Genomic DNA, 13,195 nt, shown 5'->3' with positions numbered 1-13,195 from the left:
CTGATTCCATGAGCCGTCACACGATCAAATTTTCTCAGCAAGGCATGCAAGATCTCCATGCCCAAATCACCGCCAACATCAATGCGGCCGATGCCGCTTTCCGGGCCACACACGAAGGGTTTCCGATCGATGTTGTCGAAGCAGATGCCGCCGAGGCGCTTCCCCTTGATCTGAACGCAGACGGCCTCCATGCTTATGATGTTGCGGTCGCCTCGGGTGAGCCCTTCGAATTCGTCCTACGGTAGCGAAGCGAGGAAGAGACTGACCTGTGTGGCCAGGACACCACCGAGCGCGCCAGCACCGGTCTCGCTGAGGAACGAACCGAGGTTGCTAAACGCAGCACGCACTTTCGACACTTCCCCGGGGCCAGTTAACTCTTGGCGGGCCGCCGCCACACGCAACTCGACCGCTTCTCGAATATCCTCATCAAGCGCGGGGAGCGCCTGCTCAATGGTGTCGAGAAGAGCGGCGGCCTGCGGTTTCCACTCAAACGTCATCTCTTGGTGAACATTCGTGCTGACCTGGGCGAGATTCGCATGTCCATTGACGACTGTATTGAAGGTGTTCCCCGCGTTCGGCGGCGGATCGTTGACTGATCGTCCGTTCTCCACGATGTACGCCCCTTTCTTCGTCAGCGTTGGGTACAAGGGACCCGCGTACCCCCATGCGCCTTCACCCTTAATACACCCGTCCGCGACGAGCCACTCCCCCGCCTTTTCGATGTCGACTTCGGTATAGCTAATGCCTGCAAACGCCGGCCCGCTGCTGAGAAAATCGGTGGGACTCGGGTGCGCGTCTTTGACCTCAATCTCGTCGTAGATCCACTGAAGATAGATGTCGCGGAGAGCGCGGCGACGCACGGGCACGGATCCGCGCCACGCAGTGAAGGCTTGTACTTCAGCCACACCGGCTGGGAGCAACCTAGTCGCGGCGATGACTCGGCCAAGACGCTCGTCAAGGACAACCAGACCTTCGTCACGCAGCAGCGTGAGTTGCGAGGGAAGAGACACGACGCGCAGATCCGGTTCCCGCTCCATACGCTCACCTAGCGCTGCGAGCTGGACCTGTTCATTTGCCGAACTCGAAAGCTCATCGATGAGGACGAGAACACGCAACTGCTTGATCCGGGCCTCGGTGTATTCAACGCGATGTGTGAACATGCAGTGACCATATCTCCTGCCCCGGACAGTCGGCTCTTTACGGACGCAATTCCCGACGGCGACAATGCCCTCGCGACATCGGTATAAATCTTCGAACGTTGCGACCGCAGACCGCTCGCGCTACCTAGGCTTATCCACTCGTGCGAGTCAAGCCTTGATATGGCGGTGGTATCGACTCCTTTTGCTTGATGCGTCGCCCGGTGGGATCGGTCGAAGCTGGTAACCAAGCATTCTGAGTTCGGTGAGGTAGATGCGATGGACCTTCACATGCGAGGCGCGCAACTGCACCTCGATCCCGCTCTGGTGCGCTTGGATAAGAGCCGCCCAAAGCGGTCCGCGGAAAACAGCACCATGACCGCGATGCTGATGTCGCACCGAATGGTTAATTAAGGTCCACACCTCTGTGCCACCCGCAAGCTTGCCCTTCGCTACGGCCATCGCTTGGTCGTCCACGAGAACGATTGTCGTGGGGCTCACGATATGCCAGAACGTCGTCAGACAATAGAGGGCCGCGATCAGCACCAGCCCTGCTAGGGCACATATAAGAACCCTTGGGACGAGGGCAAGCTCCGAGGCCATTCCAATGGGCGGCACAAAGAACAGAGCAGCGTAAATCAGCGCGACGAGTCCAAGCACGACGATCATTGACGGCTTCGACCGCCACATCGCAATGACAGACCACCAAGTCAGTTTCACCGTCTGCCGCTTCTTGGCGCGACGCGCTGCCGGCACTGGCCATGTCTCGATCATCAGTTTGCTGCGCATATCGCTCCTCGGTGGCCCTACTAAGAAGCCTCTGGGTCTAACGAGACTCGGTCTACTTCATGCGTTGAACACGAATGACCTACAGGCGTTAGCTACTATGTGCGACCACTCGCGTATTCATCCAAGCCCCGTATCAGCCGCCGAAAATTGAAGTCGGGATCCGGTTCCACGAAGTAGTCGAAGAGCGCCAAAAACCCGATTGCGGCCGGAGACCATCCCTCAGCTTCGTCACAAGCAGGGGCGGAAACGGCGTAAAAACTGTCTGTGATCTTCGGATTTGAGAGATGCCGGACGGCCAGTCCCTCCACGATTGAGGAACTGAGAGTCGCAAAGAGACGAATACTTCCTCGTCCAGCCCGTAGGCGAAAACCTAAAAGCCGGAGGAGCTCCGTATAGAAATCCACCATGCTGTCGATAAATTGGGCGCTGCCCTCGCAAAGACAACTCTCTAACCGGACACGCATATCGGGTTTTACGTTGCCGAGTAGAGTCGCGGATATCGCGAGGAAGGACTGCCATGCGGCCGAATCGATCGTCGCGTAGTAATTGTTCTCTAACTCGACCTTGACGATCAGATGGAGTAATCGGTTCCTGCCTTCAACGGTCGCGCAAAGGTTCCGATTCGCGTCTACGAGCTTGAGCGTGGAGCAGATGTCTCCCGAGATCAGAAGATTCGCGGATCCAAACTTTGCGGCTTCTTCAAGCACATCGTCGACGAAAGAACTCTTGTTGTCCCAGAGCCTGTACGCGGTGGTACGAGACACCCCGGCGGCAGATATCACGTCGTCCAAACGAAACTCATCAAAGCCCACGCTTAGACCATTCGATTTGACGTAGTTCAGCCCGACAGCAAGCATTCGTCTTCTCGCTTCGTCAGCAGACGTCCGGGATCCTTTGTGCTCCGCTTGCTCCGTTGCGCTTGTGGTCGTCACCAGCACTCCGTTTCTAGACGATTAACAAGATCATCTACGAAATTAGGCATCAGCTCGCATCGAATATGAGACTTCGTGTCCCATCTAAGTCCGAGATCCCAGTGAAAGCCTTGAGCAACGAGGCGGGTTTACAGATTGGAACTTCATGTTCCCACCGACGCATATCGTCCTTGCTAGCCTCCCCATGTTCAATCCATTTGAGAGGTCGGGAGGCCCAAAATGAAGTTCGAAAACGCATCAAGCCACGAAGCTGTGGCGGTCGGAACGAGCAGAAACGTCACGCGAAGCCGCAAGAAGGTCATCGGTGCCATGTTCGGGATCGTCGTCGCTGCGGGCATGGTCATGGGCGGTGCCCTGAGCGCATCCGCGACCACGTCCAACCCGGAGGGTGGCTCGTGGAACTACGGCGTTCGGTCCGGAGGAATCTACGGAAGCGGTGGCCAGGTTTATTCCGAATACCAGCACAACTCACGGCCCCACAAGGCCACCGCGTGCAATGGCGCTGGAACCTGTGAGTACTCCGGATGGAAGGTTGCCGGCCTCCTCGCGGCCGCCTACCAATCTCCTGCCACGGACAGCGGCAACAAGGCGTATTACGACGTCAGTTAGATATACCAGTCGATTCGGCAAGGCCCACGCCGCGGGGTCGTTCCGGATTTGGCAGCCAAGACGGAGCCTGTTCGCGGGTTCCGTCCTTGGTCTTTAAGTCCAATGAGCATCCTTCAGCGCAACATTTGACAAGATAGCCTCCCGAACACACGTCACGTTGTTAATGCTGGGGATCTAGCTACCGAGGCAATGCTTCAACAATCGAGATGAAGAGGAATAAGCATGACTAGGAATATTCGATTCGCTCAGTTCGGTTTAGGTTTCATCGTGGTGCTGGCGACTGGCCTGACTTTGGCCGGCTGCACATCAAGCACTACCGGCGATTCCGGCGGCTCATCAGGATCGACACCCGAGTTCACGGGACCCTGGGCTGCCGAATTCGCCGATAGCTATGCCAAAGCGGATACCGACTTCGCGAAGGAGGTGCTATCCGATGGGAAGGTCACAGAACAAGAGTTCTCCGAGATGCTCTCCAACTTCCAGGAATGTGTCGCGGCCAAGGGAATCACTGTCTCCGACTACGGGTTCGATGGCTCATACAAGACTAAATTCGATCCCAAGCTGGGGAACGACGCTGCTAACGCCAGCGTCAAAGAGTGCTCACATTCCTCTGGTGAGGATCTTGTCGGCGCACTGTACACATGGACGCATCGAAACCCCGACAAACTGGACGAGAACGAAATCACTGCGGCGTGCCTTTCAAAAAAGGGTGTTGTTCCCGACGGATATGGCGCAAAGGACTACACCACTGATTCTGCCGACGACAAGTTCCCATTCCCTGACCAGGCCGCAGGACGAGCTGCGCTCGACAGCTGCCGCATGGATCCTCTCGGGATTCAGGGATAGCGTTTTGAATATCGACGTCATCGTGGCCATGTCGATATGTTTGCAAGTTCAAACACGGCCACAAAGCGACGGAATGCGTTTCCGGATCGCGATGAGCGAGGGATAATTTTGCCGAAATTTCGCACAGGAATCTGGACTCTAGTCGTGGTTTTGGTCGCAGCAGCTGGCCTAACTGCGGGGCTCCTCATCTCGCAACCACCCGCGATTCCCCCCTCGCTTACCATCGATAAGAACTCCGCCGACGTCATTCCTCTCACCTCCGAGTCACTGTCGGACTCCCGCGACGTGCAATTGACGGTCAAGATTGGAAAGAAACGTCAGCTCTCATCTCCCGTTGCAGGCTTACTCACACGTATGGACTGCGAGGTCGGCACGCAGTTCGTCTCATGGCAGACAAATTTGGCGGTGTCTGGTAGCCCGCTGCTCAACTTGTATACATCTACGCCTCTCTGGCGCGACCTACGTGATGGGGACAAAGGTGAGGATGTGAAATCAATTCAAACCGAACTTGTTCGACTCGGTTATGAAGTGGCCACTGACGGCATCATGGGGCCCCGAACGTTGTCCATCCTCCAATCCCGTCTCAAAGAAATTGGCAGCCCAGTAGCTGACCCCGCTGTATTCACAAAAGCCAGCGTGGTGTGGCTTCCGGCACCTACCGCCGTCGCGTCCAGCTGCGATGTACCGCTCGGCGCAACCGTCTCAGAGGGCCAAGCCGGTGTAAGCCTCGAGGCCGATGTCCAAGGTGTCACCGTAAAGTCCGCGCCCACGGATCTTGTGCCAGGGCCGCGATTGCTCCTCGTGGACGGAAGCTCGTTCGCTGTGGACGACAAATCAGAACTCATATCCCCCGAGGATCTCGCCCTGTTCGCGACGCTACCAAGCTATCGAGCGAGCGTGGCTAGTGGGACTACTCCACAAAAGGGTGAGGATAGCGATCAAACCGACGGAGGCAGTGGATCGTTAGACGGCGGAGGCCTGTCGGCAGTTCTGGAGCTTGCTACTCCGCTGAACGTCTCCATCATGCCTCCTTCGGCACTTGCCTCACAGAACGGTCCGACGGCATGCGTCGTCGCGGACAAAACGCCGCTGCAAGTCACTGTCGTCGCTTCGTCTCTCGGCAAGGCATATGTAACTTTTGCCAACGACGTTACGCCACCCGCAGCGGTGGACCTCCACCCAGCCAAAGACACAAAATGCTAGGCCGCAGCCATCCGGAGGTGTACACCTCCAGCAGCGCCCACCCGGACAACAGCGGTACCTCATTGTCTCTCGTTGGGGTTCGGCATAAATTCGACGGGGGCGAGTTTCTATTCGACGCTTTGAATGTATCGCTTCGTCCTGGCCTCAGCTACGCGCTCACAGGCCCGTCAGGATCCGGCAAATCGACACTCCTCAGCATTCTCGCAGGCTGGCTAAGCCCCGCCGAGGGGAACATCGGCCGTGTCGGAATCACCAGCGTTGGATGGGTGTTCCAGAATCCTCATGGAGTCGCTCAGCGAACTGCACTCGATCACGTAGTGCTACCACTGCTCGCAACAGGTCTGCCGAGACAGATCGCAGAGTCTCAGGCATTGGAAATCATGAGTATGTTCGGGCTACGAGATCGGGCAAGTAGTCCATTCTCCCAACTGTCAGGGGGCGAGGCGCAGCGACTTATGCTCGCTCGGGCCTTGGCTTCTTCCCCGAGCCTGCTCCTTGTAGATGAGCCGACCGCGCAGCTCGACGTTCGGACCGCCGAATCAGTGAGCGACGTACTCGGAAATGTTGCAGCAGGAGGCAGCATCGTCGTCATTGCCACTCACGACGAGCGCACAAAAAATGCCTGCGATGAACAGATAACGCTCGTGGCCTAGTAATGCGCCTAGACAGTGTCTTCTCCGAAGCGGCGCGCAACGTCGCGGCACGAACCAGCCGTCCCGTCGTCAGCTTGATCTTGTTCATTGCGCTCATCGGCGGGCTCGCGCTCTTTGACGTAACCGCCATCAACGGTGTCCTCGCTAAGAATGCCGCGTTCACTAGTTCGGGTGCGTCCACTACGACGCTAACTGCCACCGGCCAGGTAGGTGGAATGGCGTGCGACAATCTTGCGAATGCACCTAGGGTGAGGGCAGCAGGCGCTGTAGCGGACACCCAACCGTTGGTGTTCTCGTCCTTGCCATCGTCGCCCGTTCCGACGAAACGTGCGTCTCCGGGCTTTCTTGCGTTGCTGCCACACGAGGTCGACACGTCTCAAACTGGAATCTTCGTGTCCCATGACCTGGCAGTGACGTTATCCGTAACTACCGGCGATTCAGTCGACACCAAGAATGGGCCAGTTCGTGTCGAAGGTGTCTATGACTATCCCGACGACGGCCGGGCACCCGGCCTTGGTTACGCCGCGATATTCATCGAGCCGGTTACGGCATCCACCATGTTCGACGCGTGTTGGATGGATGCTCCATATCCGGCGGAGGATACGAGAAGTCTTATTTGGACGTCGGTTGAGACCATTGGACAAGCGGCCAAGCCAACGCTGGGCCAACTTAACTCGACTATGGGTGTGTCCTTCGACGCTATCTCCGCATTCAATAGCCGGCCCTCCGAGTCATTTCCCTGGGTTGCGCTTCTCCTGGGATCCGTTGTCGGATTTGTGCCCGTTCGTTTCAGGCGGCTCGAGTTGGCTTCCGCGCTCCACAGCAGAATTCCAAAGGCTGGACTCACACTTCAGGTGATGCTCGAGAACTTGTTCTGGCTGATTCCCGCTGTCCTCGTCGTCTCAGGAGCGAGCCTGTTCTTGAGCCAGACGGCCCTCGAGTCTGACTTTATATCCATTGCCTCGGCGGGATTCAGAATCGTGGGGCTCGGTAGCATCGGGGTTCTCCTTGGATCAATCGTCGGTGTACTAGTCACTCGCGAGCGAGACCTTTTCAAGTACTTCAAGGAACGGTAGGTTCCGCTCGATGGCACCAATACAGGGCGTGGCGCTAACCGCCTAATCCCACTATTTCTTCTGCGCCGCGACGATCCCGTGTTCTGATCAGGACCAAGCCACAGAGTGTATTGTCCAAGCAGCGTTTCAGTCGCGCCGTGGGAGACCGCGGCTCGAGTGAGAAGCTTTCGTCAAGGTGAACCTAGGTCATATCTATCTCGAATTGCTCGATGCGCACCCAGTACGGCGATATCTCATTAAGCCGATTGATGACCGTCTCGAGTGCGTCAGCGTTTAGGTCGCTACCGTGCACCCACTCGACCGCATCTTCCGCCGAGTAACGAACCGTAGTCCAGAAGTAGTCGCGCTCCTCTGAATCCCAGGCGAGGTGGTTATTTGGGTCCGCAAATTTCTCTAATACGGCCGCCACATATTTGTCTTCAGGTCCCCCAAGTGCCTCGAACGCCTCTTCCCAGAACTCCATCGCTTCGGACGTGAGTAAGGGAACGCAGGGAGCTGGGTGCTCAAGGAATTCGTTCCCGGCATCGCTGACACGCGGACGGACAAGAAACGCGACCTGCGACAACTCGAAGCTCAGCCCGCCTGGGACACGCCATTCACGCTCCCATGCGAAGTCGTATGCCGGAGAAATACCGTCGAAAAATGGGGTCAACTTCCAGAGCGGATTAATTCGCGCGGGGTCCGTCCGATAGATGTGTTTGAACGCATCGAACAGAAGCTCCCGTTGGAGCTCTTCTGCATACCAGACGCGGCCGCCGCCCTTGGACTGGACGAAGGTCCTGCGAAAACCGATTCCGTAGCGACCGCGTCGTGCTGCGAGACGATCAATCTGGTCAATAGGCACCTCACTGAAGCACGCGCTCATGCGCAGATTCGCGGTCGCGTTGTCAGTTCTAAACCAACCAAACTGATTCCGGCCTTCGATGCGAAGGTCGTTGAGGATACTCAGTAGAGACTCGCGACTCGTGAAATGAACAAGGTAATCCGACATGTCCCGCCACTTGGGATCTCCTCGAAATCCAAGAAGACCACCAGGTACGTCGGTCATGCGAAACTCCTCATCGATGCGGTTGCAAAAGCATTATCTACCTGCTGATGTGGGAAGCGAAAGCAATCGGATAGATCGCCGGGTTTCTTCGCAGAGTCAACCTCGGACTTGTAGTCCCGCATGTCGTGGAATACACAACGCTGGCGATCGGTCGGTTGTCCGATTCGTTCAATAGAGCTTTACTCAGTGACGGCAGCCGAAGATCGTCGCTAACGCCGCGCACGTCCAGCAGCTCCTCGTCGTCCTGCGGCTTTGCAGGGGAACCCACCGGTTCGCCGGCCGCAATCCAATGAGGAGGTCACTCGCATGAGTGAAGTTAGGTCCACCGTGTCCGATCAATCGGGCGCGGGAAGCCAGATCAGACCGTTGTCGGTTCGCATGACCGACAGCACCCGGGCACAGCTGGACATCATCGCCCAGCTCAACAACCGGAGCGTCACGGATGAGATCCGCTACGCTCTCGAGCACTGGATCGATAAGAGCAAAACCGATCCCAAGGTGCTCGCCCGAGCAGCTCAGGTCCGCGCCGAGATCGAACGTGAGTCCGCTACCAAGCAGAGCGCGATAGCGGCGATCTTCGACGCAACGGCGAAGGATAAGCGTCCCGCCGCTCCCCCGGTGGCGAACGCTGCTCGAGGCGCGAAGCCTGCCAACGCCTGATCTCCCCAATGGTGGGAGCCCGCCGCACTGTTCGCCTCACAAGGTTCGAGCGGTGCGGTCGGGCTTCCACCGACACAACCACGTTCCAGTTCTATATCGCGGGCTCCATCCTGCAGCCAATCGGCTGCAGGTACATCCCACGATCAAAGGACGTGACCCATGCCAACCGGAATCCTCATCCCCTCATGCGATGCCAAACCACTCGTACTGCAAGAGTTCAAATCTCTCGACGATTACCAAACCGAAGTTGACGGAGACATTCAGAACATCGAGCTCGCCGGCCCGCCCTCGTCGCTCTTCGTGAATGAGGAGGGCAAGCTTCGGGAGCTTCCCGTCAACCAACGAGCGACACTGCTGCTCTGGTTACACAACCGCCCGTTCCTGCTCCGAGATGAGATCCGCGGCGACGCGATCCTGCTGGGACCGACCTATTGGGGCGAGACCCAGGACGTACCACCGTCATTCGTGTCGTTGCTCCTGGAACCACAGACGTTCGTCATCGAATCCCGAGCGACCGGAAACCCCATCGCCTGGACCACCGTTCCTAGACGCCGAGGCTTCAAAACGTGGGTCGACGCCTACGGCTACGCATTGATGTGGACCCGATTGAAGAACGTCATCGAGGTGCGCGTGTCCGTCAACTGAACGTGGGATCGCCTCTGTCTTAACGACAGAGGCTTTTCCATTCCCATAGGCAGCTGCACCGGCCGGCCATCCAAGGACGCCGGTATAGACGGACCCCTCCGAGGGGTCACGAGGTGAATGCGCGACCGGCAGACTGAATGCCGTGATCGGGACAGGAATAAACGATGCCCAACGTCTGCGTCTCGGGGACCAATACTGGCGACGGCTCCAACAGACGTCCGCAGCCCGAGCAAAGCGGCCCCTCCTCTAAAAGGCCGTCGGCGTCGATCTCCATGGACTCATTGTTCAGATGAGTAAGACGTCGAGTCAACACCGAACGACGTATCGCCCAGCTCACTGTAACTGGGCAATATCGAACGACGGAGCCCCGTTATGACTTTCCCGCGCGTAGATCGGGCCAGTTAGACGGCACGAGTTCATCGAGTGTGACATCCAGAATTTGGGCGAGCGCCATGATGTTTCGAAGCGATGGATTCGATGGCGTTCCAGGCATCGATTCGCCCTTTTCGAATTTCTGGTAGGTGTAGCGACTCAGCCCGGCCGCGTAGGCGAGCTGTTCTTGACTCAAACCTCGCTCGAGACGAAGGCGGTGCAGATTCGTGCCAAGGAGGGCCGCGAATTCCTTCCAACTGCCCGAAGGTCGTTTGCGTGCCATTTCCCCAGCTTCAGTGGCATTCCACTGGCCTATAGCCTCCTGTATATGGCAAGCTGTGGACGGCCTTCCCTAAGAGGCCTTTCGGGCTCGTTTATGAAGGGAAATCCAGCGAATGGCGATACGTCGACAGCACTTGATGAAGAGGTCAGAACAGGATGCGAATCCTGCCGAGGTCGGGCGGCGAACCTACTCAAGATCACGCGCGTGGTCGGTTACCGCCGCACTGGCTGTACTCGTCACCCTCTCGGCCTGCTCAGGCCCTGCTGGGACAACGGACAACGAGGCCAGCGGCACGTCGGAGGGGACGCAAACCGCAACCGATACCGGTGAGTCCGAATCGTCCGTCACGGCGAACACCGATATCTCCGCGGTGACGACCGAGCAGGCTGATACATGCGCGGCCTTCGGTATCTCGGAACGTGTTCAAGAGCTTCTTGGCGACTCGGCATTGACCACCGTTGACGACGTGGACTTCGGCGTGCTGAGCCAGTCAGGGTCTGCGTGCGTCTACACCAACGCGTCGGGCGATGCGGTGCAGCTATTTCGGTACACGTTCAAGACCGCCGACACCGCGGGAAGCCAGTTGGGCGCGATTCCGATACAGCTAAAGGACTACAGCAAGATTCACGTCGACGGCAGCCCCAAGGCATTTGTCGGCATGGTCGGGGACATGGCTGCGGCGTACGCGCAGTTCGATGAGGCCGTCATTCAGATAAACGACATGCACGAGGCCGGAGGCGGCGACGCAGATACAGCGACCACCCTCCTGCAAGCAGTAACCCCATAACGCATCATTCGCCCCACCCCCTCCTCGAACTCTCTGAAACGAAAGAAGACCGTTGAACAATCGAGTAGCTGCTCTCGCCCTACTTTCCGTGGTTGGTCTGTCCCTTGCTGGCTGTGTATCCGATAGGACCGCGAGCGAAACGAGTTCCTCATCCTCGAGTTCCTCACCGGCTTCATCGTCCGGCTCGGATCCCGCTTCGGTGCTGGGACCCGTCGGCGACTATGAGTCACTCGGACCAACCAAATTAGATTGCAGCGCTCAGCAAGTGCTGGGTGCGGATGGCACGTCGGTGCACGGCGTCACCTTCGGCAAGGGGCTCGTGACGGTCTACTTCACCTCGGGCGGACGATCTGGCGGCATGCCCGTGAGCATCAGCATCTGCCCGATCGCCGACGGCGCAGAATACATCGACCAAGGCGCCACCTACAGGCTGCCTTACAACGAAGCCACCGGAGATACTTCGTCGACATCGGTTCAGATCGGTTCGTACACCTACGCCAACCAAGAGGACAAGTACGGCGGACACTCAATGAAAGGCTTCGTCGGGCACCAGTTCGTGACGGCCGGAGCCGGTGGCGCGGCCCCGCAGGACGAGGCGGACGCGATCATCAACGAGGTTCTCTCCAGACTCGGATAGAGCGACTGTTGGACGCACGACGGAGAGTGCTCTAGTTCCTTCCATGTCCGCTTGGTGGGTTTTCTGCCCCGAGTTAATTTCGGCCTCCGTTGCCAAGCGTCCAAGGAGGGTGACGGTATCGCTCAAGGCGTGGGCACTCCGTCGCCTACGGTATGTACTCGTGACCGAGAGGCCACTCAGGCCACAGATATTCGCCGGGAACGAGGGCACGGAATGCAGCGACTTCGGCTTCACAGACGCTCTGCGCTTCGACCTCAAGTTTGTAGAGGAAAATGCCTGACGAATACACGTTGAATGCATACGTCGGAGTCGCATCTCGGAGCAGCGGACGAATTAGCATGTTACGAACCTTCCTGACATAGCAGCAATGCCTTACTGAATGCATGGCCGACTTTTTTGCTCGGTACCCGGGACCGGATATCTGCTGCCAGTGTCGTTGACCTAACATCGGAATATGGCCTTCTTCTGGAAGACGGAATACCTCTTCGCTGTACATTCGACTACTCGATAGAAGGGATGCATATTCGCTCTCTAGGAATATCGAAGCGAATGTATTCGAACTCCCCTAGTGTGAATCGCGAAGCCACCTTGGCTTCCTCGTAGGTGGAGAGAGGTCATAGTGGCTAGACACAGCAAACAGAACCCCACATACCGCGTTATCGCCAACACGAACAGGGACGGTTCGGGCGTGTGCAGCGGCGGTAGCTGCCCGACCGTGTACGAGACGGATGAGGACAGCGTCATCGTGCAGGGTTACATTGCGCGGGACAAGTTCGAAGGCGACTTCATTCCGGCCGGCGAAGATGTCGTGCAAATTCCGAAAGGCCTGCTCCGGCAGCTTGTCGCCAACGGATCGCTCGACTGATTCGTCACCAGCTCCGAGGTCCTCCTCTCGCGGACCTCGGAGCTGGTGTCATCTTGACGAAACAACCGGGTTCTCTCATAATCACCCGTGCATATAGGAGTGCTAACTGATGAATCTCGCTGATCTGTTTCAAAATTACGAAGAATCGGCTTTTCGCTTGGAGGGCCTTCCCGCGTACAAGGTCGATGAGGAGACTGAAGCGCTGGATCACTTCGCCCGTCATGGTACTGTCCCCGTCGACTTCAACAGTGAGTGGTCTCAACTTGTCGCGAAGAATGTGGGCGACGGGAAAACCATGTCTCGCCTTCGGCTTCTCTCAGAACCTCTTACGACCTACGAGGCGTTTGAGCTCGAGGCGTACAAGCCTGGGATCAATGCGGGCGAGGACATTCGACTTCAACGTCGCTCTAACTTTCCCCAGTTTGTCGAAGATTTCTGGCTCTTCGACGAGCGGTGGATTGCCAAAATGAACTACCGAGCGGATGGATCGTGGGTCAGCGCCGACGTTGTTGAGGCCTCTGACGAACAGTTGACTACAGCTAGAGAGTGGATAAATGCGTTTAGTAAAGCCGAGCCTCTCCATTAAGAACCGCCAGCAAATGTAGGTGTGCAATGCGCCCAGAATCCCCAATACTCACCCCTACCGATGTAGAC

The 13,195-nt window shown here is 57.5% G+C and carries 17 protein-coding genes; 11 read left to right on the top strand and 6 right to left on the bottom strand.

Translation table 11 applies throughout. From position 1 onward, the window contains the following. Window positions 1-8: 8 nt before the first annotated feature. The gene (locus CCK87_RS18085; RefSeq protein ID WP_140162856.1) at window positions 9-245 is read left to right on the top strand and encodes a hypothetical protein; all 237 of its coding nucleotides are present in this window, start codon (window positions 9-11) and stop codon (window positions 243-245) included. Here CCK87_RS18085 and CCK87_RS13785 read toward each other — a convergent pair. From CCK87_RS13785 to CCK87_RS13775, 3 genes are all read right to left on the bottom strand, one after another. Then, window positions 237-1,160, bottom strand: coding sequence for a hypothetical protein (locus CCK87_RS13785; protein WP_086461909.1), 924 nt, complete (start codon window positions 1,158-1,160; stop codon window positions 237-239). The genes CCK87_RS18085 and CCK87_RS13785 overlap by 9 nt on opposite strands. A 147-nt stretch (window positions 1,161-1,307) precedes the next feature. Then, entirely contained in the window at window positions 1,308-1,925 is a 618-nt protein-coding gene (locus CCK87_RS13780) for a hypothetical protein (protein ID WP_086461908.1), read from the bottom strand. Window positions 1,926-2,020: 95 nt separating this feature from the next. Beyond that, window positions 2,021-2,857, bottom strand: a complete 837-nt coding sequence (locus CCK87_RS13775) for a TetR/AcrR family transcriptional regulator (RefSeq protein WP_140162855.1) — start codon at window positions 2,855-2,857, stop codon at window positions 2,021-2,023. A gap of 219 nt (window positions 2,858-3,076) precedes the next feature. Between CCK87_RS13775 and CCK87_RS13770 the strand changes: the two genes are divergently transcribed. From CCK87_RS13770 to CCK87_RS18075, 4 genes are all read left to right on the top strand, one after another. Beyond that, window positions 3,077-3,466 carry a lactococcin 972 family bacteriocin gene (locus tag CCK87_RS13770; protein ID WP_086461906.1) on the top strand — a complete coding sequence of 130 codons (390 nt, stop codon included), beginning with the start codon at window positions 3,077-3,079 and terminating at the stop codon, window positions 3,464-3,466. 222 nt (window positions 3,467-3,688) lie between these two features. Beyond that, the gene (locus tag CCK87_RS13765; protein WP_086461905.1) at window positions 3,689-4,312 is read left to right on the top strand and encodes a hypothetical protein; all 624 of its coding nucleotides are present in this window, start codon (window positions 3,689-3,691) and stop codon (window positions 4,310-4,312) included. A gap of 144 nt (window positions 4,313-4,456) precedes the next feature. Beyond that, a complete protein-coding gene (locus tag CCK87_RS18080) occupies window positions 4,457-5,515 on the top strand; it encodes a hypothetical protein (RefSeq protein WP_140162854.1) in 1,059 nt (352 codons plus the stop codon). Between the two features lie 1,045 nt (window positions 5,516-6,560). After that, entirely contained in the window at window positions 6,561-7,244 is a 684-nt protein-coding gene (locus CCK87_RS18075; RefSeq protein WP_140162853.1) for a hypothetical protein, read from the top strand. Window positions 7,245-7,425: 181 nt separating this feature from the next. Here the strand turns inward: CCK87_RS18075 and CCK87_RS13750 are convergent, their stop codons facing one another. Continuing rightward, window positions 7,426-8,292, bottom strand: coding sequence for a hypothetical protein (locus tag CCK87_RS13750; protein ID WP_140162852.1), 867 nt, complete (start codon window positions 8,290-8,292; stop codon window positions 7,426-7,428). A 306-nt stretch (window positions 8,293-8,598) separates the two neighbouring features. Between CCK87_RS13750 and CCK87_RS13745 the strand changes: the two genes are divergently transcribed. Together CCK87_RS13745 and CCK87_RS13740 are read left to right on the top strand one after the other, a co-directional pair. Continuing rightward, window positions 8,599-8,952 (top strand): hypothetical protein, encoded by a 354-nt coding sequence (locus CCK87_RS13745; RefSeq protein ID WP_140162851.1) that lies wholly within the window; start codon window positions 8,599-8,601, stop codon window positions 8,950-8,952. Between the two features lie 159 nt (window positions 8,953-9,111). Beyond that, a complete protein-coding gene (locus CCK87_RS13740; RefSeq protein ID WP_086461900.1) occupies window positions 9,112-9,597 on the top strand; it encodes a DUF3846 domain-containing protein in 486 nt (161 codons plus the stop codon). Window positions 9,598-9,703: 106 nt separating this feature from the next. Here the strand turns inward: CCK87_RS13740 and CCK87_RS18350 are convergent, their stop codons facing one another. Beyond that, window positions 9,704-9,871 (bottom strand): hypothetical protein, encoded by a 168-nt coding sequence (locus tag CCK87_RS18350; protein ID WP_170927286.1) that lies wholly within the window; start codon window positions 9,869-9,871, stop codon window positions 9,704-9,706. 96 nt (window positions 9,872-9,967) lie between these two features. After that, on the bottom strand, window positions 9,968-10,252 hold the full coding sequence (locus CCK87_RS13735; protein ID WP_086461899.1) for a helix-turn-helix transcriptional regulator: 285 nt from the start codon (window positions 10,250-10,252) through the stop codon (window positions 9,968-9,970). Window positions 10,253-10,388: 136 nt separating this feature from the next. On the opposite strand from CCK87_RS13735, the gene CCK87_RS13730 reads away from it, so the two are divergent. The 4 genes from CCK87_RS13730 to CCK87_RS13715 all read left to right on the top strand — a co-directional run bounded on the left by CCK87_RS13730 (window position 10,389) and on the right by CCK87_RS13715 (window position 13,127). Next, window positions 10,389-11,039 (top strand): hypothetical protein, encoded by a 651-nt coding sequence (locus tag CCK87_RS13730; protein ID WP_086461898.1) that lies wholly within the window; start codon window positions 10,389-10,391, stop codon window positions 11,037-11,039. A 265-nt stretch (window positions 11,040-11,304) separates the two neighbouring features. Beyond that, a complete protein-coding gene (locus tag CCK87_RS13725) occupies window positions 11,305-11,676 on the top strand; it encodes a hypothetical protein (RefSeq protein ID WP_086461897.1) in 372 nt (123 codons plus the stop codon). Window positions 11,677-12,391: 715 nt separating this feature from the next. Further along, on the top strand, window positions 12,392-12,541 hold the full coding sequence (locus tag CCK87_RS18345; RefSeq protein ID WP_170927224.1) for a hypothetical protein: 150 nt from the start codon (window positions 12,392-12,394) through the stop codon (window positions 12,539-12,541). 109 nt (window positions 12,542-12,650) lie between these two features. Next, window positions 12,651-13,127 (top strand): DUF6879 family protein, encoded by a 477-nt coding sequence (locus CCK87_RS13715; protein WP_086461895.1) that lies wholly within the window; start codon window positions 12,651-12,653, stop codon window positions 13,125-13,127. Window positions 13,128-13,195 lie beyond the last annotated feature (68 nt).

This window comes from Agreia sp. VKM Ac-1783 (assembly GCF_900177765.1).
In the GTDB taxonomy this organism is placed as follows: Bacteria; Actinomycetota; Actinomycetes; order Actinomycetales; family Microbacteriaceae; genus Agreia.
The sequence above is the reverse complement of the archived record's forward strand: the minus strand, read 5'-3'. Positions and strand labels throughout refer to the sequence as shown.

Coding starts and splice junctions, on each gene's coding strand:
- CCK87_RS18085 (WP_140162856.1), top strand. CDS start 9: ATGAGCCGTCACACGATCAAATTTTCTCAGCAAGGCATGCAAGATCTC.
- CCK87_RS13785 (WP_086461909.1), bottom strand. CDS start 1,160: ATGTTCACACATCGCGTTGAATACACCGAGGCCCGGATCAAGCAGTTG.
- CCK87_RS13780 (WP_086461908.1), bottom strand. CDS start 1,925: ATGCGCAGCAAACTGATGATCGAGACATGGCCAGTGCCGGCAGCGCGT.
- CCK87_RS13770 (WP_086461906.1), top strand. CDS start 3,077: ATGAAGTTCGAAAACGCATCAAGCCACGAAGCTGTGGCGGTCGGAACG.
- CCK87_RS13765 (WP_086461905.1), top strand. CDS start 3,689: ATGACTAGGAATATTCGATTCGCTCAGTTCGGTTTAGGTTTCATCGTG.
- CCK87_RS13750 (WP_140162852.1), bottom strand. CDS start 8,292: ATGACCGACGTACCTGGTGGTCTTCTTGGATTTCGAGGAGATCCCAAG.
- CCK87_RS13745 (WP_140162851.1), top strand. CDS start 8,599: ATGAGTGAAGTTAGGTCCACCGTGTCCGATCAATCGGGCGCGGGAAGC.
- CCK87_RS13740 (WP_086461900.1), top strand. CDS start 9,112: ATGCCAACCGGAATCCTCATCCCCTCATGCGATGCCAAACCACTCGTA.
- CCK87_RS18350 (WP_170927286.1), bottom strand. CDS start 9,871: ATGGAGATCGACGCCGACGGCCTTTTAGAGGAGGGGCCGCTTTGCTCG.
- CCK87_RS13735 (WP_086461899.1), bottom strand. CDS start 10,252: ATGGCACGCAAACGACCTTCGGGCAGTTGGAAGGAATTCGCGGCCCTC.
- CCK87_RS13730 (WP_086461898.1), top strand. CDS start 10,389: ATGAAGAGGTCAGAACAGGATGCGAATCCTGCCGAGGTCGGGCGGCGA.
- CCK87_RS13715 (WP_086461895.1), top strand. CDS start 12,651: ATGAATCTCGCTGATCTGTTTCAAAATTACGAAGAATCGGCTTTTCGC.